We start from the raw sequence: 24,486 nt of genomic DNA on the forward strand, positions 1-24,486 counted from the left end.
TACCTTTAATTTTACCAGATTTTTGTGATTACTGATAGAAAAATGTAGAAAAAAATATATTTAATCAATAGCTCAATCTCGTTTATAGATATCTTTTAAAGTATTCTTTATAATTGTTAATGAATCTAGTAAAACCGATTCATATAACCTTTTAATATTTTTATAGTGTTCTATTCCTTCATCTGTTATACGATAATGTCTAATCGATCTTTTGTCTGGCTCTTTCCACCATCCTTTAATATAATTATTTCCTTCAAGTTCTCTTAATAAAGGATAAATCATTCCGGGACTAGGTTCCCATTTATAATCCATTCTGCTCCTAATTTCATCGATTAATTCATTTCCATAATAACTCTTAAGAGAGAGCAAATGCAGTATGTATAGTTTTACAAGCTGTGTTGTGCTAATCTTCGAAGGAAATTGTCTATTTCTTTCACTCTTTATCATCATAGTCAGCAAATCACCTCTCAAGACCTTTAATAAACCTACTTATGTATTCTTTTAATACCTTTTCACTACCTAAATCCCCATGTCGATCGTCATCAATCGGCGGGCTATGAAAGTCAGAGCCACCAGTAATGATTAAATTATGTTCCTGTGCTATAGATAAAAATCTCTTGCGATCTTCTTCCTTATGTTCAGGATGATAAGCTTCGATACCATCAATTCCTCTTTTTATAATATCAATCAATATTTTCTTGTTTTTAATTAATCCAGGATGAGCTAATACTGCTAATCCTTTTACCCTATGAATTAAATCTATGGCTTCAAAGGGGGTCAGTTTATATCTTGGTACGTAGGCAGGGCATCCTTTGTTTAAATAATTTTCAAATGCTTCCTCTACAGTTTTCACATAGCCTTTCTCCATTAAAACCTTTGCGATATGTGGTCTCCCAACAACACCCTCCTTAGAAATCTGTAATATCTCCTTATATGTGATGGATGCTTTTAAATCTTGCAATTTTTCTACAATTTTTATTGCCCTATTTACACGTTGATTTTGAATTAATTTAAGAACATCCAATAATTCATTTTCATTATAATTAATATCATAACCTAAAATATGCACTTCCTCATTTAATAATTCTGTACTTAGTTCGATCCCAGCTATGATGGAGAATTCACAGTATCTTTTACTATAATTTACTGCTTCATGAATTCCATTTACTGTATCGTGATCTGTTATAGCCATACCACTTAGTCCCTTCTGTAGTCCATAATCAATCAATTGTCTAGGTGTTAATATCCCATCGGAAGCGGTAGTATGGACATGCATGTCTATGTATTTCATCTAACTACTCCTTTTACAATACATCTATCCTCTTATTATATCATTATTGACGATTATTTGTACTCTATGCCCATATATTTTAAAAAGCCTACTTAAAGTAGCAGGCTTTTATCTTATAAATACTATCTTGGTTCTACAATTAGCTTAATCGCCGTTCTCTCTTCACCATCTATTTCGATATCTGTAAATGCAGGTATACATATTAAATCAATTCCACTAGGAGCCACGAATCCTCGTGCAATTGCTACTGCTTTTACTGCTTGATTTAGAGCTCCAGCCCCAATAGCTTGAATTTCAGCAGTGCCGCGTTCTCTTAGAACTCCTGCTAATGCTCCAGCAACAGAATTTGGTTTTGATTTCGCTGATACTTTTAATACTTCCATTTTTAAAAAAGCCCCCTTTGATATAATGTATTTTCCTACAATTAATTAAATTTATCCTATTAGTATTCTACTTATTTTTAAAAATACCTGCATTATTTATAAAATTTTGCGAAAATTTATTTTCTTTTGTCTTTTGTTTCATAGTAAAAGAAAAAACTGCTGGTAGCAGTTTTTACTTAGCATATTCTATTGCTCTTGTTTCTCTTATAATGTGAACTTTAATTTGACCTGGATATTCAAGTTCATTTTCTATGCACTTTGTAATATTTCTTGCCAAGACAACAATTTCTTCATCATTATATTGATCTGGTTTTACCATGATTCTTATTTCTCTTCCTGCTTGGATAGCAAATGATTTTTCAACACCATCGTAGCTATCGGCGATTTCCTCAAGCTTTTCTAAACGTTTAATGTATGATTCTAATGTTTCACGTCTAGCACCTGGTCTTGCTGCTGAAATAGCATCTGCAGCAGTTATTAGAACAGCTTCAATAGTTTCCGGTTCATAATCTCCATGATGTGTTGACATAGCATGGATAACATCTTTTGATTCCTTGTATTTTCTAAGCAGCTCCATACCTATTTCTACATGAGTACCTTCAATCTCATGATCTACAGCTTTACCAATATCGTGAAGCAAACCTGCTCTTTTTGCTAGTTTAACATCTCCACCAAGTTCAGCTGCCATGATTCCTGCTAAATAAGATACTTCTATTGAATGTTTTAGAACATTCTGACCATAGCTTGTTCTATATTTCAACCTACCTAACAGTTTGATAAGTTCAGGGTGAAGTCCATGAACACCAGTATCAAAAGTGGCTTGTTCTCCTTCTTCCTTGATGATATTATCAACTTCTCTTTTAGCTTTTTCAACCATTTCTTCAATTCTTGCTGGATGTATTCTACCATCTACTATTAATTTCTCTAATGCTAGTCTAGCTACTTCACGTCTAATAGCATCAAATCCAGAGAGAATTACTGCCTCAGGTGTATCATCAATTATTAAATCAATACCTGTCAAAGTTTCAAGGGTTCTAATATTTCTACCCTCTCTTCCAATAATTCTTCCCTTCATTTCATCATTAGGTAATTGAACAACTGTCACGGTAGTCTCCGCAACATGATCCGCAGCACATTTCTGAATAGCATAAGTAATGATTTCTTTTGCCTTCTTCTCTGCATCTTCTTTCGCTCTCGTCTCAATTTCTCTAATCATCATTGCAGCTTCATGTTTAATCTCTTTCTCGATATCACTTAGAAGGAGTTGGCGCGCTTCCTCAGAAGTCAAACCTGACAATTCTTCAAGTTTATGAAGTTCTTTCTCATGTAGTAACTGTATTTCCTGTTGTTGATCTTCTAAATCTTTAATTTTTTTATTCAACTTCTCATCTTTGTGTTCTAACACGTCTGATTTTTTATCTAAAGTTTCTTCCTTCTGTATCAGTCTTCTTTCAACCTTTTGTAGTTCATTTCGCCTTTCTCTACTCTCTCGTTCAAATTCATTACGAAGTCTATGAACTTCTTCTTTTGCTTCTAGCAAAATCTCTTTTTTTGATGTTTCAGCATCTTTTTCAGCTTCTTCAATTAATTTTTTTGCCAGTTCTTCAGCAGAATTTATCTTACCCTCCGCAATGTTTTTTCGAATAAAATAGCCGATAAGGCATCCTACTATTGCAGCAACTAACGCTATGAGTATGATTAGACCGTTATTAATACGTGGACACCTCCTTTATTAAGTTTTTCATTCATATTATTATCAATTTCATTATAAAAAACTTTTATCTCTAAAAGTTTAGGTAAAATCATCTAAATACAATGATTTGATATTATTGTATATCTTTTTTTATTATGTGTCAAGTTACATTCTTCCTTCTAATCTTATGTACAGCATACGCTGCGGTGGTTAGGTTTTCTTACACCTTGAATCGGTAGAATTTTAACACGCTGGATTTTGTTAACTTTTGCAACAAACAACAACAGAACTTCTAATATAGAAGTTCTGTTGTTGTTTGTTTTATGACTACGCTTCCTTTTCTACTGCTGCATCATCTTTAATTTTATTTTTCATTTCTGGCAGATTGTAATGTTTTCTGATAATATTTTCTACTTCTAAATAGATATCAGGATTTTCTTGGAAAAATTGTTTTGCATTTTCCCGACCTTGACCTAATCTATGCTCTCCATAACTATACCAAGCACCTGCTTTTTTGACAATTTCTAGATTGGTTGCTACATCTAAAACATCTCCATGTTTTGAAATACCTTCTCCATACATAATATCAAATTCTGCTTGACGGAAAGGTGGCGCTACTTTGTTTTTCACAACCTTTACTCTAGTTCTATTTCCCATTACATCGTTCCCCTGCTTAATAATATCTATTTTTCTAACATCCAGTCGAACCGAAGCGTAAAATTTCAAGGCTCTACCACCAGAAGTAGTTTCCGGATTTCCAAACATGATTCCTACTTTTTCCCTTAATTGATTTATAAAGATAGCTGTTGTTCTTGACTTGTTAATAGCACCTGCTAGCTTTCTCAAAGCTTGGGACATCAGTCTAGCTTGTAACCCTACATGTGAATCTCCCATTTCTCCCTCAATTTCAGCTTTTGGTACCAATGCTGCCACAGAGTCTATAACAACAACATCTACTGCCCCACTCCTTACTAATGCTTCAGCAATTTCTAACGCTTGCTCACCTGTATCCGGTTGTGAAACAATTAAATTGTCAGTATCTACACCTAATTTCTTTGCATAGGCAGGATCCAATGCATGCTCAGCGTCAATAAAAGCAGCTGTTCCACCATTTTTTTGAGCTTCAGCAACAATATGCAGAGAGACCGTTGTTTTACCTGAAGATTCTGGCCCATAAATTTCTATAACTCTTCCTCTGGGAACACCGCCAATTCCTAACGCAATATCTAAATCAATTGAACCAGTAGAAATACATTCAAGATTTAATTTAGCTTCTTCTCCTAGTTTCATGATTGAACCTTTACCGAATTGTTTTTCTATTTGGCTAATAGCCATTTCCAATGCTTTTTTCTTTTCCATAGTAATCCAGAGTTTTCTCTGGTTCACCTGCCTTTCGTTTATTTCGAACAAACGTTCTTGTTTCATTATAACTTATTAAAACTTAATGGTCAAACAAAATTTAGACAAAATTTAGGGCTAACAAAATTTATAGCCTAAAAAAAATTGCCTTTAGTTTATGAAATGCTTTATTCATTTCCAATAATCTAAAGGCTTGTAAAATATTATTTTTTGCATCATCATACTAATGCTTTAATATGTGTTTATTAATTCTAATATAATCTATTCCAGATACAACAGTAAAAATTACTGCTACCCATATCATAATCGTATCAAAGGGAAAATTAATATATTTAAATGGAAAATTATCAATTAAAATCGCTATAATTGCAATGATTTGAGTAATGGTTTTAAACTTTCCCCACCAACTGGCTGCGATGACTACACCCTCTGCAGCAGCTACGGCTCTTAGTATGCTGATAGTAAATTCTCGAGCAATAATGATAACAACCACAAGAGCAGATAACTTCCCCATTTGTACCAAAGAGATTAATGCAGCTGAAACTAAAAGTTTGTCTGCTAATGGGTCCATAAATTTGCCTAATGTTGTAATCTGGTTCTTTTTTCTAGCTACATAACCATCGAGAGCATCAGTAAGTGCTGCGATGATGAAAATAATAGCAGCAATCTCTACTCCATATGAAATTTTGTTCAGTAGAAAAATCATAAAAACTGGAATCAAAAATATTCTTAGCAGTGTTAACTTATTTGCTAAATTCATCTATTCTCTCTCCTATCAAATCATACTCCAGTGCATTATTAATTCTTGCAGGAATAATATCACCAGGCTTTATGGGTAACTTCGATTGAAGGTATACTAAACCATCAATTTCTGGTGCATCTCCTCTTGTTCTACCTAAATACTCGTTATTTCCTTCTAGTTTTTCTTCAATCAGCACATCGACTATTTTCCCAATCTTTTCTCTATTTTTATCTAAAGAGATTTGTTGCTGAAGTTCCATAATTTTTCGTTGTCTCTCTATTTTTACATCTTCGGTAACTTGATCGGTCATTCTTGCAGCTGGAGTATTCTCCTCTTGGGAATAGGTAAACGCCCCTAATCTATCAAACTTTATGCTGCTTACAAAATCTACCAACTCAGAAAAGTGTTCTTCACTTTCTCCAGGAAATCCTACAATTAGTGAGGTTCTAATAACAATATCAGGTATTTGGAATCGAAGTCTTTCAATTAATTCAATTAATTTTTGCTTACTTGTTCTTCTATTCATTTTTTTTAGTACTTCATCACTACAGTGCTGAATGGGTATATCAATATATTTACATATTTTTTTCTGATTTGCAATAGTTTCAATTAATTCATCAGTAATCATTTCAGGATAACAGTATAGCAGCCTGATCCATTGTATCCCCTCAATGTTATTTAACTCTCTCAATAACTTCGGTAACATATATTGATCATATAAGTCTATTCCATATCTAGTCGTATCCTGTGCAATTAATATGATTTCTTTAACACCCTTATCAGCTAATATCTGTGCTTCTTTAATGATACCTTCTATTTTTCTACTTCTGTATTTACCTCTAAGCTTTGGAATAATACAATAGGTACAAAAGTTATCACAACCATCAGATATTTTGACGTATGCACTATAGTTCGCTGTTGTTTGAAACCTAGGTAATGTTTCATCGTAAACTTTGTCAACATTGCCTATCCTAACAGTCTTATTGCCCTTCACCGTTTCGTTAATAATATCTATAATTTCATCATAATTGCCTGTTCCCACAATAGCATCTACTTCTGGTAATTCTTTTAATAAATCTTCAGCATACCTCTCTCCTAAACAGCCAGACACAATCAATAGTTTTAAGTTTTCTCTTTTTAATTCTCCCATTTCTATAATTTTATTTATTGACTCCTCCTTAGCAGAATCAATAAACCCACAGGTGTTTACAATGATAACATCTGCTTTATGCTTATTATTGGTTAATTTATATTTATACTTATTTAGCAAACCCAACATGATTTCTGCGTCAATAAGATTTTTAGAGCATCCAAGGGATTCTAAATAAATAGCTAAGCTCATCTTTTTATCTCCTTTTCTATTGTATGATAAAAGTTCTCGATTACATCCACTGCCTCCTCAATTTTATCATAATCTATAGTTAAATCATAATTATATTTTTTTATAGAATGCTGGTAAAGTGGATCATAGTAATCTATCACTAATTCCCGTGCTACATCTTCATAATGTTTATTTTTAATATATTCAATATATCTTAATACATTTTCATTTCCGATTCTAGCTTTCAAGCTCATAATAGACTCTATTAATAATTCATCATGTTCAGGAATTTTATAAGCATAATCATTTGCCAACCTATCTACTCTATTTTCTATGGTAGTTTTAAGAAGAATATGTTTACCTTTTATAATTGATTCATATAAACTATTTGGCATAGATACATTTCCTATTCTCTTGCTTTCACTTTCAACTATCATCGTTCTTTGCTTTGACTTTATCAATGTATCAACAATTATTGCTTCGAAATTTTTTTGATTAATAGTTTGACTATCTATAAAGCCAATATTGCCAAATACAGAACCAGTATTTCTTGCTAACATTTCAATATCTAATACAGCAATATTTCTTTTATTGATTTTTTGTAGGATTTCTGTTTTCCCAACACCTGTATACCCATGCAGTACAATAAATTGATGATGTTTATTAAGTTCTTCAAAATATTCTAATATAAATCTTCTATATCCTTTGTAACCATTCTTTAACTGATAGACCTCTACCCCTAAATTATTAAAAAAGGATACGATTGAACTACTTCTTAGTCCTCCTCTAGCACAAAAAATTATAATATCTTTTTTTGTTTTGCTTAATTCTAATAGTCTCTCATAGAAAACTGATAGTTTAGTAGCAGCATACTCTATACCTTTGATCTTTGCATGATCAACTCCAACCTTTTTATAAAGCGTACCTACTTCTATTCTTTCTTTATCATTAAATAGAGGAATATTAATAGCACCTGGAATTGTCCCTTCCGAATGTTCAAAAGGAGAGCGTACGTCTACAAGCAATTTTTCTTCCTTATATATGGCATCTTTAACATCTATAAATTTTATCATCTTTTCACCTTCATATCTATTATTTCCACTATTGCTATATAGGTAACCAACTATAGAAGCGAACATCTATATTTAACTGCTATTATCAACTATTTTCGCCAAAATATGTTTCTTTATCCACTAAAACTTGTCTAGGCTTACTCCCTTCATGTGGACCGACAATTCCTTTAGCCTCCATTTCATCAATCAACCTTGCCGCTCTATTATAACCTATCTTCAATTTTCTTTGCAGCATCGAAATAGACGCCTGTTGATTTTCTACTATAATTTTTAAAGCATCATCAAATAGTTCATCAGAATCTGAATTTTCCTCAATGATACTATTTTTATCAATTTTTTCTATAATTTCGGTTTCATAGCTAGGCTTTTCAATTTGTTCTTTAATAAAAGTAACGACTCTTTCAACTTCCTGCTCCGAAACAAAAGCCCCTTGAATCCTTGTGGGTTTACTTGATCCAATAGGGTGGAAAAGCATATCCCCTTTACCTAATAACTTTTCTGCACCACCCATGTCTAATATTGTTCTAGAATCTGTTTGAGAAGCAACTGCAAAAGCAATTCTTGACGGAATATTAGCTTTAATAACACCAGTGATAACATCTACTGAAGGTCTTTGAGTAGCTATAATTAAATGTATACCTGCTGCTCTCGCCATTTGTGCTAATCTACATATGGAATCTTCAACGTCGTTTGGAGCAACTAACATTAAATCGGCTAATTCGTCTATTACAATGACTATAAAAGGTAATTTATCACCTGAGGTCTTTTCATTGTAACCAGTTATATCTTTTACTCCGTTTTCTCCAAACATTTTATATCTTTGTGTCATTTCTTGAACTGCCCAGTTTAAAGCACTAGTAGCTTTTTTAGCATCTGTTACTACAGGAATTAATAAATGAGGAATACCATTGTATTGATTTAACTCTACGACTTTAGGATCAATTAAAAGTAATCTTACTGCTTCGGGTGTTGCTTTATACAATAAACTTAATATTAAGGTGTTTATACAAACACTTTTCCCAGATCCAGTTGCTCCAGCTATTAATAAATGTGGCATTTTGCTAATATCTGTAACAATAGGATTTCCAGAAATATCTTTGCCTAAAGAGAAGGGTAAGTTAGCTATTGATGTCTTGTATTTTTCGCTATCAATAATTTCCTTTAAGGTTACTGTAGTTATATCATCATTAGGTATTTCTATGCCAATAGCAGCTTTCCCTGGAATAGGTGCTTCTATTCTTATGGCTGGCGCAGCTAGATTTAAAGCTATATCATCACTTAAATTCACAATTTTACTTACTTTGACTCCTGTGCTTGGCTGCAATTCATACCTTGTAATAGTAGGCCCCTTACTCACCTGTAAAACCTTCGCTTGAACTCCAAAATTACTTAATGTTTCTTCAAGAATTTTTGCCTTTGAAACAATTTTTCTTTTATCCTCTTTATTGGGTAAATAATCCACTTGATTTAATAGCTCAGTGCTAGGTAGATCATATTCATATTTTTCAATAATATGATAATCTTCTTCTTCTAAAATGGACAACACTTCTTCATCAATTCCAGCTTCACCTTTTGCCATATTATGTCTAGGAATATCTTCCTGTGTCTCAATGTCGTCATCACTCGCAGTGTAATCTAATACCTTAATTTTTTCATCAAGATTCTTTGAAGATAATGCAGTGTCATCTTCAATAAAGGTATCATTTTCAGTGGCCATTGTCTTTATTTTAACACTTTTCTCTTTTTTATTGGAAATAACCTTAGGCTTTACTAACAAATCTTTAATAAGAGTGAAAAATTTGTTAACAGATGCTTTAAATTTTATTGTAATATCCAATAAAGATATTTTTGTATATAGAATGATAGAGACTAAAAATATTGTAGTGATAATAATATAACTGCCAACTTGTCCAAATAAACTTACCAAAAGATAAGTTATAGATACACCAATAATTCCTCCACTTTTGCCCTCTGACCCACTTAAAAAAATCATTTTAGCTGACTGGCTTAAGCCTTCATTAGATATCTCATGCAAAAATTCCATATCCAAAAGAGATTTAAAAACTAACCCACATATAAATATTAATATAAAAAACAACGAACCCTTTAGTTCCCTCCAGAAGGGTTTATCAATAAAAATTAATACACCAAAGAAAACTAAAATATAAGGAAGTGCAAGAGCAATATTAGAAAATAGTCCCATTAATAAATATTTAAGCCCCGCCCCTACCTTCCCAGCACTATTAGTTTGCAGCGCCGTTAACAAAATAAGTCCTGAAGCAATAGTAAATATACCATATATCTCATTATTAAATTGTTCTTTAAAATTAAAAGAGTTTTTTTTATTTGTTTTGCTTTTTCTAGCCACATTCATCACCTCTTCACAATATGTACTTATGTATTGTATCATAATAATAACTACTTGGCGTATATTTTATAACATTTTATCAGATGGCTTATTTCTCTTTAAAATGTTTATGCCTTTAGCAGAAGAATAGGAATTGTAAAATTTCTATCCTACGCAAGAAAGCGCAGGTACCTGCGCTATTATAATTGCTCTCATAATAATTTTACAACATAATTTGTATTTCTACAAATTGTAAATTGCAAAAAATCCAGATTGTTCAATAGCCTTCAGATTCGAGGCGCAAGAAAATCCAGCGACCGCAGCGTATACACAGAAATACGTAAGGGTGCTGGATTTTTGAATCAACGAAGAAAATGAAGATTTTTCAATAGTCTGCAGTGTTAATGAAAAATTAACACTTTTGGTAATTTCTATTTTTCTTTACTAAGTTTAATTAATTCATGTAATTTGATCATAGCTTTATCTAATCCTCCAACTTCGTCTATGATCTTATATTTAACTGCTTCTTCTCCTATGAGTACACTGCCAACATCATTAGCTAATTCATCTGTTGAGTTCATCAAATCAAAGATTGTTTCTCTTGCTACATCTGAAGTTCTCACAATAAAGTCAATAATTCTATCTTGCATTTTTGAAAAGTATTTAAATGTCTGAGGTATCCCGATGACAAGTCCAGTCATTCTGATAGGATGAATCGTCATGGTTGCTGTAGGTGCGATAAAAGAATAGTCTCCCGATGTAGCTAATGGCACACCAATACTATGACTACCTCCAAGTACTAATGTTACCTTTGGCTTAGATAAGCTATTTATTAGTTCCGAAATTGCTAATCCAGCCTCCACATCTCCTCCCACTGTGTTTAAAATAACCAACATACCTTCTACATTAGGATTCTCTTCCACTGCAACAAGCTGAGGTATTATATGCTCATACTTTGTTGTTTTGTTCTGAGGTGGCGCTATTGTATGTCCTTCTATATGTCCTATGATTGTGATCGTATGAATTTTTTCATTTACATTAGGTATATTAGGAGTTCCTAGATTGTCAATATTTGAAATCGTGGCTGCAGAAGCATTGCTTATTTCTTCCCCTTTATTTGCTGGTTCTTTTATTCCTTTATCTTCTTTATCTTCTTTTTTCTTTAATTTAAATTTATTGTTATGCATCATAATTCACCTCTAATAAGTATTTTTAATTCTAGTACTATTTTTACCTTTTGTCAGGTAACTATTCTGGAATTATGATGTGTATTATATAAACTATATAGATATGTGAAAATAAATTTTAATTTACTAACTATAATGAGTATTTTCTTTTTTTACTATCCTCTAGCTCTATTATAATCATATCATTACCAATTTTTTTAATAGCTTCCCATGGTATTTCAAGAAGAGAATTGCTAGAAAATAAATTAAACAAACCTCTTTCATCCGGAATCAATAAAGCAATAATCCTACCAGTTTTTTCATCTATTAATAGATCTGATTCTGCTATGACCCCTAGACGACTTCCATCACATAAATTAACTATTTCTTTACCACCTATTGTGTTAAATCTCATAAAATCCCTCCTTTATATGAATAAATCCTATCAAATATATACTTGTCTTAATAAAATATATTATTTTGAAACAGAATATATTCATAAAAAGAATGTTATCAATTATGATAACATCTATTATGATCGTTGTATAAGTTAAAAAAATAAGGCCTTCTAATTAGCCTTATTAAATATCAAATTTCTTTCTATTTTTCCTACAGTTGTTGAGGCAATATGATTTAAGTCTATAATTTCTTTTATAATATCTCCCACTTCACTCATTCCCACATCATCTATTTTTTGTATTATTTCCTTAGGACTATATATTTTATGTAAGAGTAATTCTGATTTACCAATAGAAGTCATTCTGCTGCTCGTGCTTTCTAAACCTAAAATATAATTTCCTTTTAGCTGTTCTTTAGATTTATTTAATTCTAATGCAGTTAATCCATTTCTGCTTAGGTTTTCTAATTCACTATAAATAAGTGCACTAACCTCATCTAATAGATTAGGATTCATACCTGCATAAATGCTTAATAATCCTCCGCCTTTATAGGTTGAAGGGTAAGAATATATAGAGTAAGCTAAGCCTCTATCTTCTCTAATGTTTTGAAAAAGTCGAGAACTCATACTTCCCCCTAATATATTATTTACAACTAATAAGGGATAGAGTTTGTTTTCTCCTAATGGAATTCCTTTAAATCCTAAGCATAGATGAACTTGTTCAATGTCTTTTGATTTTGAATAATGAGTAAAATTATAATCTAAGGTTTCTTCTTTAATTACTAGATTTTCAGTTTTTTCCCATTTTCCAAATTTATCTTCAATAACCTTCAAAAGATTTCCTTCATCGAAATTACCTGCTATAGATATCACTGCATTATTGGGGACATAATATTTTTGCATATAGTTAAGAATCTCATCCCGTTCAATAGATTCCAGTGATTTATTAGTACCCAGTATTGGAAATCCTAAAGAACTATTTTTAAATATGGATTGATATAATAAGTCATGTGCCAGATCTTCAGGAGAATCCTCATACATACTTATTTCTTCATAAATAACACTTTTTTCCTTCTGAATATCTTCCTTATCAAATTTAGAATTAAATAGCATATCTGCTAATAAATCAATAGCTAATTCATAGTGACTGTCTAATACTTTTGTATAATAACAAGTACATTCTTTACTAGTAAAAGCATTAATTTGTCCTCCTATTCCGTCAATCAATTCAGCAATTTCTTTAGCAGATTTTGAAGTAGTCCCTTTAAATAACATATGTTCAATAAAATGAGAGATACCGTTGTTATTAATAGTTTCTTGTTTTGATCCAGTCTCAATCCAAACCCCTATAGAAATGGATTTTACAAAAGGAATATGTTCTGTTACTACTCTTAAGCCATTATCTAGTGTATATTTCTTATACATTTTTTCCTCCTATGTAACTGATTTTATATATAGTGTACATTATAAATTATAATTCAGTTTAACTTCATATGCAACCTAATCGGATAATACATCACTTACATTGCCAACCTTAAGATTCTGTTCTTCTAATTCTTTTATAATGATTGGTAGCGCTTTTGCAGTTTCAGGCATCGGATGCATTAGTACAATTGCACCGTTATGATTTGATTTTTCTATCACCCTTTTTACAATAAGATCCTTTGTACTACCTTGTCTCCAATCAATCGTATCGATAGACCATAATATTGTCTTATACCCTAATTCTTCTGCCGCCATCAATGTATATTCATTGTAAGCACCAGAAGGAGGAGCAAATAGAGTAGGTTTTGTATTTGTATACTTCATGATTTGATCTTCAGCTTCTTGTATTTGCTTTTTGTTTTCTTCTAAAGATAGTTTGCTATAATCTAAGTGTTGATATCCATGACTACCAATTTCATGTCCTTCTTCAATAATTGTTTGAAACACCTCAGGAAAAGCTTTTACCCATCTTCCAGTAACAAAGAATGTAATTTTAGTATCTTTTTCTTTTAAAACCGTTAACATTTCTGGTATAACTTCATTACCCCAATCAACATTACAAGTAAAAGCAATATAATCATTGGTTGAGCTTCCTCTTTCAATTGGTTTATTTGTAATATTATAATTTACGGTTACAGGAGTAATACTTCTTTTATTATATATTATGGTTCCTACTGCAATTATTATGATAACTAATATTAGTGCGATTAAAATTCTAAAAACTCTTTTATTGATAATAACAATCATAACACTTCCCCCTTTAAACATTGTTTTGATAATATACTATTCCAAAAGTTGAAAGTTATTCTCTTGTTATTAAATTCATTAAAAAAACATAAACCTTTTTAGGTTTATGCTTTCTTATCATCCTCTTGTTTCTTTTCCTTATTAACAGGTTTAGGTAGTAATGCTTTATGAGATAAATTGATTTTTCCCTGCTGATCAATCTCCATCACCTTAACATCTAATTCTTGTCCAACTGTTAAAACATCTTCTACCTTGTTTACTCTTTCATGGGCTAAGTTAGAAATATGTACTAGCCCTTCTTTACCTGGTAGTAATTCTACAAATGCTCCAAAGTTCATTAGTTTTACGACTTTTGCCTTGTAGATTTCTCCTACTTCTGGTTCTTTTATTATATTTTCAATTGTTTTTACAGCCTTTTCTCCCCATTCTTTATTCTCAGCAGAAATATAAATGGTTCCATCATTTTCTATATCAATTTTCACACCAGTTTCTTCGATGATTTTATTAATTGTTTTTCCACCAGTACCAATAACATCTCTAATTTTATCTGGGTTGATTTTCATAGTGAAAATCCTTGGAGCATGTGGAGAAAGCTCTGGACGAGGGGTGTCAATCACTTCTTTCATTTTCCCCATAATATGAAATCTTCCAACCCTTGCTTGTTCTAATGCTTTTTCCATGATTTCTTTATCTATTCCACGAATTTTAATATCCATCTGAATCGCTGTTATACCTTTATCAGTTCCAGCTACTTTAAAATCCATATCTCCTAAAAAATCTTCCATTCCTAAGATATCTGATAAAATAGCGACTCCATCTTCTTCTTTTATCAATCCCATGGCAATACCAGCTACCATGCTTTTAATGGGTACACCTGCATCTAATAAAGATAACGTGCTGCCGCAAACACTTGCCATTGAAGAAGATCCATTTGAACTTAATACTTCTGAAACCAAACGTATTGTATAAGGAAAATCATCTTTTGACGGAATCATCGGCTCTAGAGCTCTTTCTGCTAATGCCCCATGTCCTATTTCTCGTCTTCCTGGTCCTCTTAAAAATCTTGCCTCTCCAGTACTATAGGGAGGAAAGTTATAATGATGCATATATCTTTTGGATTCTTCTTCTCCTAAACCGTCCAAAATCTGCACTTCACCTAAGGCTCCTAGGGTTGCTACATTTAAGACTTGGGTTTGTCCTCTTGTAAACAATCCTGAACCATGGGTTTTAGGTAGCAAACCAACTTCACAAGTAATAGGTCTGATTTCCTCTAACCCTCGATCATCTGGTCTTCTCTTTTCCTTAATGATCATATGTCTAAATTCTTCTTTAACAATTTTATCCAAGACCTCTTTTATGACTTTCAGATCATCTTCATATTTTTCACCGAAGTATTCAATGGTTTCCGCTTTAACACTGTCCATTTTTTCATTTCTTTCAGTTTTATCAACGGTTTTTATTGCCTTCACCATTTTTTCAGTTGCATATTCTCTTACTTCTTTGTTTAGTGTTTCATCTACTTCAAATAAAACAACTTCTTTCTTTGGTTTTCCAACTTCAGCAGCTATTTCTTCAACAAAAGCTACAATCTTTTTAATTTCTTCATGCCCAAATAAAATAGCATCTAACATCTGTTTTTCAGTTAATTCGTTAGCACCAGCTTCAATCATCATAACAGCATCTTTTGTTCCCGATAAAACTAAATCTAAGTCACTAGCTTCTCTTTCTTTACTGTTTGGATTAATTACATATTCTCCATCAACCATTCCAACTCTTACAGAACCAGTAGGTCCATCAAAAGGAATATCTGATATAGAAAGAGCAATCGATGAACCTACCATGGCTACTATGTCAGAAGAATAATCCTGGTCTACCGATAATACTGTAGCTATAACTTGTACTTCATTTCTATATCCTTTTGGGAATAAAGGTCTAATAGGCCGATCAATCAATCTAGAAGTTAAAATAGCTTTTTCTGACGGTCTTCCTTCTCTTTTAATAAAACCCCCTGGTATTTTCCCAGCTGCATATAGCCTTTCTTCGTAATCAACGCTTAATGGGAAAAAATCGATCCCTTCTCTAGGGGCCTGTGAAGAGCAAGCATTTACTAATACAGTTGTTTTTCCGTATTTTAATAAACATGAGCCATTAGATAGTTGTGCTAATTTTCCGATTTCTACTTCAAAGGTTTTACCTGCGATCTCTGTCTTGAAAATATTTGACATTAAATTTGTATCCTCCTTTCAAAATTAACCTTTTCATATAATAATCATCTATAGATATGTGCTTATAAATTTTAATGCACTAAAAGTCCTCGACTACATTTACAGCCAAAGGCGAAGCCGTAAACTCTGTGTATTAAAATTGAAGTATAGAGGCTCATGTCTATATTATTATTACCTTTTAACCATTGTTGAATTACTGTATATTTTATGTTTTTTTTAGCGTATTATGTAAATAGCCAAACCTTCCTACGGAAGATCTCTAATATACTTTAAATCAAATGACTAAACCTGCAGCGGAATTTATCAAATTAAATTGGCTGCAATTTTTCACATGGAAATTATCGTATTCGTCAACTTATAATGTGAATAATTTCCTATTAACCATAAACAATAGAGCGGGAAATTCCCCGCTCTACATTATTTTCTTAATCCTAGTTTTTCGATTAGCTCTCTATATCTTTCAATGTTTTTATCTTTAACATAGTTAAGTAGATTTCTTCTTTTACCTACCATTTTCAAAAGACCTCTTCTTGAATGATGATCTTTTTTATGAAGCTTTAGATGCTCATTCAAGTGATTAATTCTTTCTGTTAATAGAGCCACTTGGACTTCTGGTGAACCAGTATCACTATCATGCGTTTTAAATGATCCAATAATGGTTTGTTTTTTTTCTTTTTCCATTGTATATTTCACCTCCTTATTAAATAACCCCTTATTCTAAGTAATTGTTGGTGAGTCAAATTACTGAGAATAGGTTCTTAGCATTACCTATTTTAGCACATTTAGCTTTGATTGTAAATGTTTTTTTATTTCTTTAATATCGCTGTTAATTTGAATTATTAATTCTTCGGCCGTCTTAAACTTCACTTGACCTCTGATCCTCTCTACAAAGTATATGTCAATATATTGATCATAAAGATTTCCTTCATAGTCTATAATAAAGGTTTCAATAGACGGAGTATGGGATTCAAAGGTGGGGGTTGTTCCAATAAAAGTTGCTCCCCTATAGGTTTCATTGTTGGCCTTAATCAAAGTTGCATAAACACCAGGCTCCGGTAAAAGCTGTAAGGGATCAATAGCGATATTTGCTGTGGGATAACCCAGTTTTGTTCCTCTTGCATCTCCATGGATTACTTTGTTATATAGTGAAAAGTATCTTCCTAGAAATCTATTCACCTTTTGTATATCCCCATTAACCAAATATTTTCTTATGTTTGAACTACTAACCTTCTCTTTTTCTATAGTTACTGCATCAATTACAGTAACTTGAAAGCCATATAATTCTCCTAACTCTTTTAACAGAAAGACATCGCCTTCTGCTTTATGCCCAAATCGATAATCAAAGCCCACAATTGCTTCTTTACAATTCAACATTTTCACTAGTATATTTTCAACAAACTCCTTTGGACTTAAGGCCATTAATTCTTTACTAAAATTATCTAAATAGAGAATATCGATGCCAAAGCTATTAAAAATCTCTTTTTTGACATGTAAACTGGTAATATGTTTCATTGTGTTGCCATTAGAAATAACTGGTATCGTGTGATTCATAAATGTATAAACACAGGATTCTAATTTTTTCGATTTGCTTTTAGCAAGTAAATGTTGAATTAGTTTTTGGTGACCAATATGCACTCCATCAAAATTTCCTAGGGCTATCCCCCGTCCACAATTAGAACTAATTTGTTGATATTCATGTATTACCTTCATAAGTATGCTCCTTTATGCAAAAAGCCTGGAAAACTTTATATATATGTTTCCTGTACTATCCTTTAGAATAGTACCTATACCAATAAAATTTTGATTTATATACACTCTAACATCATCACCTAAGAATATGTGATGTGGTAGGCTTTCAAGAAATATTTTATTACCATTAAGCGCTGCTTTCTCATAGGAAGAATCTAGATCAATTCTTGCAATATGATCTAAGGGATAGTCAATCGGTTTTAGAATTTTTTCAACATCGTGAAGGTCTTGAATGGCTTCTAATTCCTCCAATGTTATGGCCGACGAAATATAAAATTTGCCGGTGGCGGTCCTTAATAAAAATGACATGATTCCACCACAGCCTAATTTTTCTCCAATATCATGGCATAAGGTTCTGATATAAGTTCCTTTAGAACAAGTTACATCAAATAAAACAGTAGAACCCTTCATATTAATTATATCTATGCTTTCTATATGAATCCGTCTCGGTTTTCTAGCAACTTCTATTCCCTGTCTAGCTAGCTCATAGAGTTTTTTACCTTTTATCTTTAAAGCAGAATACATGGGTGGTATTTGATTGTATTCTCCAATAAAGCTTACTACAGCCGACTCAATTTCTTTCGTTGAGACATCAACTTTTCTTTTATTAGTGACTGTTCCATAGGCATCCTGTGTATCGGTGGTAATTCCTAAGGTTAATTCTGCCCTATACTTTTTTGTACTATCTAATAAATACTGAGAAATTTTAGTGGCTTGTCCGATGCAGATCGGTAAAACTCCAGCTGCATTAGGATCTAACGTTCCTGTATGTCCAACCTTTTTTATACGGGTTTTTCTTCTTACTATCGCTACAACATCGTGGGAGGTCATTTCTGGGGGTTTGAGAATGTTTAATATTCCTTTCAAAATTATCTATCCCAGCCTAAATCATTATTTATTTGAACTTCGATTTTATCTCGAATTTCTTTCATACTACCAATCATAGTAGCTCCTGAAGCTTTTTTATGGCCTCCCCCGCCAAATTTTCCAGCTAATTCACTTACGTCTACATTATTTTTAGACCTAAATCCTACTCTAACAGAACCGTTGGATGTTTCCTTTAACAGTATTGCGATCTCTACTCCCTGTATATCTCTGGCATAATTAATTACTCCGTCCACATCATTAGAAGCCAATTTATATTTCCTTAAATCATCCTCATAAACCATCATTATGGCTAATTTTCCATCACAGCTGAGCTCTAATCGATTTAATATATAACCTAAAAACTTTATCGCATCTAAAGACTTGTTTTGATAGAGGTTGTAGGTAATGTTATTGAGATCAATATGATGTTCCATTAGCTCTGCTGCTGCTTTATGAGTTTTTTTTGTAGTATTATCATATATAAAATTACCTGTATCTGTAGCAATACCCGTATAAAGACAGGTTGCTATGTTCGTATCTAAGGGAATATCTTTATCCTTTAATAAGTCCAATACAATTTCACAAGTTGAAGAAGCCTCTAAGTCGATTATATTTATATCTCCAAAACCATTATTACTGATATGGTGATCTATATTAATGACTTTGTTGCTTCTACTTAAGATTTCCTCGCTATAACCTAGCCGTTGTTGATCTCCGCAATCTAAAACAAAACAAAAATCGAAGATCATTTTGTTTTTCTCGTTATACAACTGAATATCTTGAACTCCCGGTAAAAAGTTATACTTTTCAGGGAGTTCATCATTTATATAAATTTTTACATTGTTACATAGCTTTTTCAAACCCATACCTAAAGCTAATAAAGATCCTAAACTATCTCCATCAGGACTAATATGAGAAATAAGAGCAATAACATCATCTTTTTGCAATTGTGGTAATGAATTATATTTCTTCGTTATCATCGTCTTCATCCTCTTGTATCACTGCTAGGTTCTTATCTTTTTCTGTCATTTTCGATATTTTATGATACATATCAATTCCTTTTTCGATAGACTCATCTAATTTAAAGATAATCTCAGGTGTATATCTTACTTTAATCTGCTTGCCTACTTCTCGCCTCACATACCCTGCAGATTTCTCTAATGCTTTTATTGTCTCTGTCTTTTCTTTTCCACTACCTAGAACACTTATATAAACTGTTGCATATCTTAAATCTCTAGTTACATCCACTGCTACAATACTGGTTAAGGTAGATATATCAGGATTTCGCAAATCATTTCTAATAATATGGCTAATATATTTTTTCATTTCTTCATTTAATCTACTTACTCTAGGATAAGCCAAGGTATTCCTCATCCTTTCTATATTAACGTTGTTAACGTTTTATTTCTTCCATGTGATATGCTTCAAAAATATCTCCTTCTTTAACATCATTAAAGTTATCAATACCAATACCACATTCATATCCAGTGGCTACTTCTTTTACATCATCTTTAAATCTCTTTAGAGAACCAATTTCCCCATCATGGATAACAATACCATCCCTAACAAGTCTAATTTTGGCATTTCTTAAGATTTTACCTTCTATAACATAGCATCCGGCAATCATTCCAACCCCAGGAACCTTAAAGGTAGCCCTAACTTCTGCCTTTCCTAGCTCAGCTTCTCTAAATTCAGGATCTAGCATACCTTCAATAGCTGCTTCAATATCTTCTAACGCATTGTAGATAATTCTATAGGTTCTTACGTCAACCTCTTCCTTTTTAGCTAATGCAGCAGCACTTGAGGTAGGTCTTACATTAAAGCCAATAATAATGGCGTTAGAGGCAGTAGCCAACATGACATCTGACTCTGTAATAGCCCCAACCCCTCCATGGATGGCTTTGATAACAACTTTCTCGGTAGAAAGCTTTTCAATGGATTGCTTCACTGCTTCTACAGAACCTTGTACATCTGCCTTTATAATAATATTTAATTCTTTGATTGTACCCTGTTGCATTTGACTATAGAGAGCATCAAGAGACACTTTTTGACTTCTCTTCATTTGTTCTTCTTTTAGTTTATCTATACGGTTGCTTGCTATATCTCTAGCGGTTTTATCATCTTCTACAGCCACCATTTGATCTCCGGCCTCTGGCACTTCTGAAAAACCAGTAATCTCTACAGCGGTTGAAGGAAGAGCTTGTTTTACTGGTTTCCCCTTATCATTTACCATTGCCCTAATTCTACCATGGGTAGTTCCGATAACAACAGAATCACCGATTCTCAATGTCCCATTTTGAACAAGAACTGTAGCTACAGGACCTCGTCCCTTATCTAGTTCTGCTTCTATAACAGTACCTACAGCACTCCGATTTGGGTTGGCTTTCAATTCTTCCATTTCAGCTACTAATAAGATCATTTCTAATAAGGTGTCTATGTTTGTTCCTTGAAGAGCTGATACAGGAACACTGATGACATCTCCACCCCATTCTTCTATTACAACACCACGATCTGCTAATTCTTGCTTTACGCGATCTGGATTTGCACCAGGCTTATCAATTTTATTTATGGCAACAATAATTGGTACGCCTGCCGCCTTAGCATGGTTAATAGCTTCTATCGTTTGTGGCATAACACCATCATCGGCGGCTACCACCAAGATAGAGATATCAGTAACTTTAGCTCCTCTGGCTCTCATTGTTGTAAACGCCTCATGGCCAGGTGTATCTAAAAATACAATTCTTTTACCATCTATCGTTACTTCTGAAGCACCTATATGCTGTGTTATACCCCCTGCTTCCTTTTCTGTAACATGGGTTTTTCTAATAGCATCTAGTAAAGAAGTCTTCCCATGATCAACATGCCCCATTACAGTTACTACTGGAGGTCTTGGTTTTAAGTCCTTCTCATTATCAAGTGGAATGATGATATCATTATTCTCTTCAGGTATGTCAGTAGACTTTTCTAATTCTAATCCAAATTCATTAGCAATGGCTTCAGCGGTTTCAAAATCTATTTCTTGATTAATAGAAGCCATAACGCCTACTTTTATTAATTTGCCAATCACTTCATTTACCGTTTTATCAATTTTTTCTGCAAAATCTTTAACTATAATTTTTTCGTCTATTTTTATCACTTGCTCACCTTTTTCTTCCATTTTATTAAGTCTTTCTTCTCCAGAAGAATAAGCTTTTTTTCTATTTTTGTTCTTTTTCTTAGATTTATTCTTACTATTTACCGACATTTTTGTATCATTATTCTTTTGTTCTTTCGTATCTTTATTGCTTTTTTTATTTAGATCTTCAGGTTTTTTTTCTGAAGCAGCAATAGGTAGTTCTTCTTTTTTATCTTCAGTAAATAATTCTAATAAAAGATTAGCTTCTTCATCCTCTAAAGTACTCATATGATTTCCGACTTCCACAGACAATTCCTTCAATTTTTCAATTAATTCTTTACTACTGACACCCAATTCTTTTGCCAATTGATATACCCTAATCTTTGACAAAGTGATCACCCCCTAAATTAATCTAACCAGTATTATCTATATACCCCAAAAGTGCAGCTGCAAATTTCTCATCTTTGATAGCAATAACAGCCCTGAATCCTTTCCCAATAGATTCACCTAGTTCTTCCTTCGTACTCATTATTCTCAGAGGAACATCATAATAGCTGCATTTATCACTAAACATTTTTATTGTATTTGAAGAGGCATCCCTCGCAACTATAACTAAATAAACATTTTTTTTTAATTCTTTCTTACATGTTTCTTCTCCTGATATTACCTTACCTGCCCTCATGCCCAATCCTATAAAGTTGAAAATGTTAGTTTTCACTAGAATCGATCTCCTTGACTAGCTTTTCATAAATCTCTTGTGGTATTTCTGATTGAAAAGCACGATTAAGCGCTTTGGATTTATTCATTTTTTGAAAGCAGTCTTTATTGTTACAGATGTAGGCTCCCCTTCCATGAGCCTTTCCTGTCAAATCCACATTGATTTCTCCCTGCTTGTTTTGTACTATTCTTATTAATTCTTTTTTTGATTTCATTTCATTACAGCCAATGCATTTTCTTAGTGGAATTTTCTTTACCTTCATGGGGTCACCACCTTTAATTATCAGACTTTACTTGACTTTCACTTTTAATATCGATCTTCCATCCCGTCAATTTCGCTGCTAATCTAGCATTTTGTCCTTCCTTACCGATAGCCAAGGATAGTTGATAATCTGGAACCACTACTTTGGCTGTTTTATTATCAATGTTCACTTCAGTAGAAACCACTTTCGCAGGACTTAGAGAGCTAGCGATAAAGACACTTGGGTCTTCGCTATACTTAATAATATCTATCTTTTCTCCCCTCAATTCGTCAACGATTGCTTGCACCCTTGCTCCCTTTGGCCCAACACATGATCCTACAGGATCTACATTAGGATCCTTCGATTCAACTGCTATTTTGGTTCTAGAACCGGCTTCACGGGAGATACTTTTTACTTCAACGATTCCATCATGAATTTCTGGCACTTCTAATTCAAATAATCTTTTAATTAATCCTGGATGAGTTCTTGATACCAATACTTGAGGACCTTTTGGTGTCTTTTTAACCTCTACAATATAGGATTTTATTCTATCTCCATGTTTATATTCTTCGCCAGGCATTTGTTCAGTCGGCCCTAAAATTGCTTCTGTTTTACCTAGATTAATGTAAACTATACCTTTTGCTAATCTAGCAACTGATCCAGTAATAATATCAGATTCTCTATTTATATATTCTTCATAAACGACCCCTCGTTCTGCTTCCCTAATTCTTTGAACAACTACTTGTTTTGCTGTTTGTGCTGCAATTCGCCCAAAGTTTCTAGGTGTTACTTCTCTTTCAACAATATCATCAACCTCATAATTTCTGTCTATCCCTTTTGCCTCATCCAAACTGAGTTCAAGTAATTCATCTTCTAGGTTTTCCACTACTTTTTTTTGTGAATAAACATGGACTTCTCCGGTATCTCTATTTATTTCTACTCTTACGTTTTGTGCAGACCCAAAATTTCTTTTATAGCTTGATATTAAAGCTGCTTCAAGAGCATCAATTAAAATTTCTTTAGAGATACCTTTATCTTTTTGTATTTGTTCAAGAGCTTCAATAAACTCCACATTCATGATGTATACCCCCTAAAATTTAATAGCAAGTTTAGTAAGTGCAACTTTCTCTTTAGGTATCTCTACTAAACCTACATTAGCAATATTTAATCCAATAATATTGTCCTCAAAACTAATTAATTCCCCTTCAAAAACCTTTTGATTATCAATGGGTTCATATAAGCGGATTTCAACATTTTCACCTTTGAACTTTTCAAAATCGCTGTCCTTCTTCAAAGGCCTATCTAAGCCAGGCGAAGAAATTTCTAAAAAATAATTTTCTTCAATAGGATCGAGCTCATCTAATTTTTCACTTAGTTGCTCACTTACTTTCTGACAATCATCTAATGTAATTCCTCCAGGCTTATCAATATAAACTCTTAAATATCTATGGGGTCCTTCTTTCTTAAACTCAATATCTACCAATTCAAATGCTTCATTTTGCAAAATAGGATTTAGTAATTCTTCTGTTATTTTCTCTATTTTAACTTTCCCCATTTTATACCCTCC

At 32.6% G+C, this 24,486-nt stretch carries 24 protein-coding genes; all 24 read right to left on the minus strand.

What is annotated here, in order from left to right:
- Positions 1-72: 72 nt before the first annotated feature.
- Positions 73-450 (minus strand): PadR family transcriptional regulator, encoded by a 378-nt coding sequence (locus tag CHB72_RS01115; RefSeq protein WP_089281014.1) that lies wholly within the window; start codon positions 448-450, stop codon positions 73-75.
- 10 nt (positions 451-460) lie between these two features.
- Positions 461-1,291: a PHP domain-containing protein gene (locus tag CHB72_RS01120; protein WP_089281015.1), complete on the minus strand. Its 831-nt coding sequence runs from the start codon at positions 1,289-1,291 to the stop codon at positions 461-463.
- Positions 1,292-1,413: 122 nt separating this feature from the next.
- Positions 1,414-1,674, minus strand: a complete 261-nt coding sequence (spoVS, locus tag CHB72_RS01125) for a stage V sporulation protein SpoVS (RefSeq protein WP_044822864.1) — start codon at positions 1,672-1,674, stop codon at positions 1,414-1,416.
- Between the two features lie 172 nt (positions 1,675-1,846).
- A complete protein-coding gene (gene rny, locus CHB72_RS01130; protein ID WP_089281016.1) occupies positions 1,847-3,388 on the minus strand; it encodes a ribonuclease Y in 1,542 nt (513 codons plus the stop codon).
- A 306-nt stretch (positions 3,389-3,694) separates the two neighbouring features.
- Complete coding sequence (gene recA / locus CHB72_RS01135) at positions 3,695-4,726, minus strand: recombinase RecA (protein ID WP_089281017.1); 1,032 nt, start codon at positions 4,724-4,726, stop codon at positions 3,695-3,697.
- A 223-nt stretch (positions 4,727-4,949) separates the two neighbouring features.
- Positions 4,950-5,486 carry a CDP-diacylglycerol--glycerol-3-phosphate 3-phosphatidyltransferase gene (gene pgsA, locus CHB72_RS01140; protein ID WP_089281018.1) on the minus strand — a complete coding sequence of 179 codons (537 nt, stop codon included), beginning with the start codon at positions 5,484-5,486 and terminating at the stop codon, positions 4,950-4,952.
- On the minus strand, positions 5,470-6,810 hold the full coding sequence (gene rimO / locus CHB72_RS01145; protein ID WP_089281019.1) for a 30S ribosomal protein S12 methylthiotransferase RimO: 1,341 nt from the start codon (positions 6,808-6,810) through the stop codon (positions 5,470-5,472). The genes pgsA and rimO overlap by 17 nt, the downstream gene beginning before the upstream one ends.
- Entirely contained in the window at positions 6,807-7,862 is a 1,056-nt protein-coding gene (gene mnmH, locus CHB72_RS01150) for a tRNA 2-selenouridine(34) synthase MnmH (RefSeq protein ID WP_176431124.1), read from the minus strand. Before mnmH ends, rimO begins: the two co-directional genes overlap by 4 nt.
- 85 nt (positions 7,863-7,947) lie before the next feature.
- Positions 7,948-10,236: an FtsK/SpoIIIE family DNA translocase gene (locus tag CHB72_RS01155; protein WP_089281021.1), complete on the minus strand. Its 2,289-nt coding sequence runs from the start codon at positions 10,234-10,236 to the stop codon at positions 7,948-7,950.
- A 404-nt stretch (positions 10,237-10,640) separates the two neighbouring features.
- Entirely contained in the window at positions 10,641-11,399 is a 759-nt protein-coding gene (locus CHB72_RS01160; RefSeq protein ID WP_176431125.1) for a ClpP family protease, read from the minus strand.
- A gap of 127 nt (positions 11,400-11,526) precedes the next feature.
- Positions 11,527-11,790 (minus strand): YlmC/YmxH family sporulation protein, encoded by a 264-nt coding sequence (locus CHB72_RS01165; protein WP_089281023.1) that lies wholly within the window; start codon positions 11,788-11,790, stop codon positions 11,527-11,529.
- A 153-nt stretch (positions 11,791-11,943) separates the two neighbouring features.
- On the minus strand, positions 11,944-13,197 hold the full coding sequence (locus CHB72_RS01170; protein ID WP_089281024.1) for a M16 family metallopeptidase: 1,254 nt from the start codon (positions 13,195-13,197) through the stop codon (positions 11,944-11,946).
- 75 nt (positions 13,198-13,272) lie between these two features.
- The gene (locus CHB72_RS01175; RefSeq protein WP_089281025.1) at positions 13,273-14,004 is read right to left on the minus strand and encodes a polysaccharide deacetylase family protein; all 732 of its coding nucleotides are present in this window, start codon (positions 14,002-14,004) and stop codon (positions 13,273-13,275) included.
- 104 nt (positions 14,005-14,108) lie between these two features.
- Positions 14,109-16,229 carry a polyribonucleotide nucleotidyltransferase gene (locus CHB72_RS01180; protein ID WP_089281026.1) on the minus strand — a complete coding sequence of 707 codons (2,121 nt, stop codon included), beginning with the start codon at positions 16,227-16,229 and terminating at the stop codon, positions 14,109-14,111.
- 417 nt (positions 16,230-16,646) lie between these two features.
- Entirely contained in the window at positions 16,647-16,910 is a 264-nt protein-coding gene (gene rpsO / locus CHB72_RS01185; RefSeq protein WP_089281027.1) for a 30S ribosomal protein S15, read from the minus strand.
- 87 nt (positions 16,911-16,997) lie between these two features.
- Positions 16,998-17,939, minus strand: a complete 942-nt coding sequence (locus tag CHB72_RS01190; protein WP_089281028.1) for a bifunctional riboflavin kinase/FAD synthetase — start codon at positions 17,937-17,939, stop codon at positions 16,998-17,000.
- A gap of 12 nt (positions 17,940-17,951) precedes the next feature.
- Positions 17,952-18,845, minus strand: a complete 894-nt coding sequence (gene truB / locus CHB72_RS01195; RefSeq protein WP_089281029.1) for a tRNA pseudouridine(55) synthase TruB — start codon at positions 18,843-18,845, stop codon at positions 17,952-17,954.
- Positions 18,846-18,847: 2 nt separating this feature from the next.
- The gene (locus tag CHB72_RS27665) at positions 18,848-19,825 is read right to left on the minus strand and encodes a DHH family phosphoesterase (protein WP_176431126.1); all 978 of its coding nucleotides are present in this window, start codon (positions 19,823-19,825) and stop codon (positions 18,848-18,850) included.
- Positions 19,806-20,207, minus strand: coding sequence for a 30S ribosome-binding factor RbfA (gene rbfA, locus CHB72_RS01205; RefSeq protein WP_330396953.1), 402 nt, complete (start codon positions 20,205-20,207; stop codon positions 19,806-19,808). Before rbfA ends, CHB72_RS27665 begins: the two co-directional genes overlap by 20 nt.
- A 31-nt stretch (positions 20,208-20,238) precedes the next feature.
- Positions 20,239-22,350: a translation initiation factor IF-2 gene (gene infB, locus CHB72_RS01210; RefSeq protein ID WP_089281032.1), complete on the minus strand. Its 2,112-nt coding sequence runs from the start codon at positions 22,348-22,350 to the stop codon at positions 20,239-20,241.
- Between the two features lie 22 nt (positions 22,351-22,372).
- A complete protein-coding gene (locus CHB72_RS01215; protein ID WP_242974996.1) occupies positions 22,373-22,678 on the minus strand; it encodes a L7Ae/L30e/S12e/Gadd45 family ribosomal protein in 306 nt (101 codons plus the stop codon).
- Positions 22,668-22,940 (minus strand): RNase P modulator RnpM, encoded by a 273-nt coding sequence (gene rnpM, locus CHB72_RS01220; RefSeq protein WP_089281033.1) that lies wholly within the window; start codon positions 22,938-22,940, stop codon positions 22,668-22,670. Before rnpM ends, CHB72_RS01215 begins: the two co-directional genes overlap by 11 nt.
- 13 nt (positions 22,941-22,953) lie before the next feature.
- Positions 22,954-23,997 carry a transcription termination factor NusA gene (nusA, locus tag CHB72_RS01225; RefSeq protein WP_089281034.1) on the minus strand — a complete coding sequence of 348 codons (1,044 nt, stop codon included), beginning with the start codon at positions 23,995-23,997 and terminating at the stop codon, positions 22,954-22,956.
- A gap of 12 nt (positions 23,998-24,009) precedes the next feature.
- Positions 24,010-24,474 (minus strand): ribosome maturation factor RimP, encoded by a 465-nt coding sequence (gene rimP, locus CHB72_RS01230; protein ID WP_089281035.1) that lies wholly within the window; start codon positions 24,472-24,474, stop codon positions 24,010-24,012.
- Positions 24,475-24,486 lie beyond the last annotated feature (12 nt).

Origin of the sequence: Anaerovirgula multivorans, assembly GCF_900188145.1 — a bacterium.
Lineage (GTDB): Bacteria > Bacillota > Clostridia > Peptostreptococcales > Natronincolaceae > Anaerovirgula > Anaerovirgula multivorans.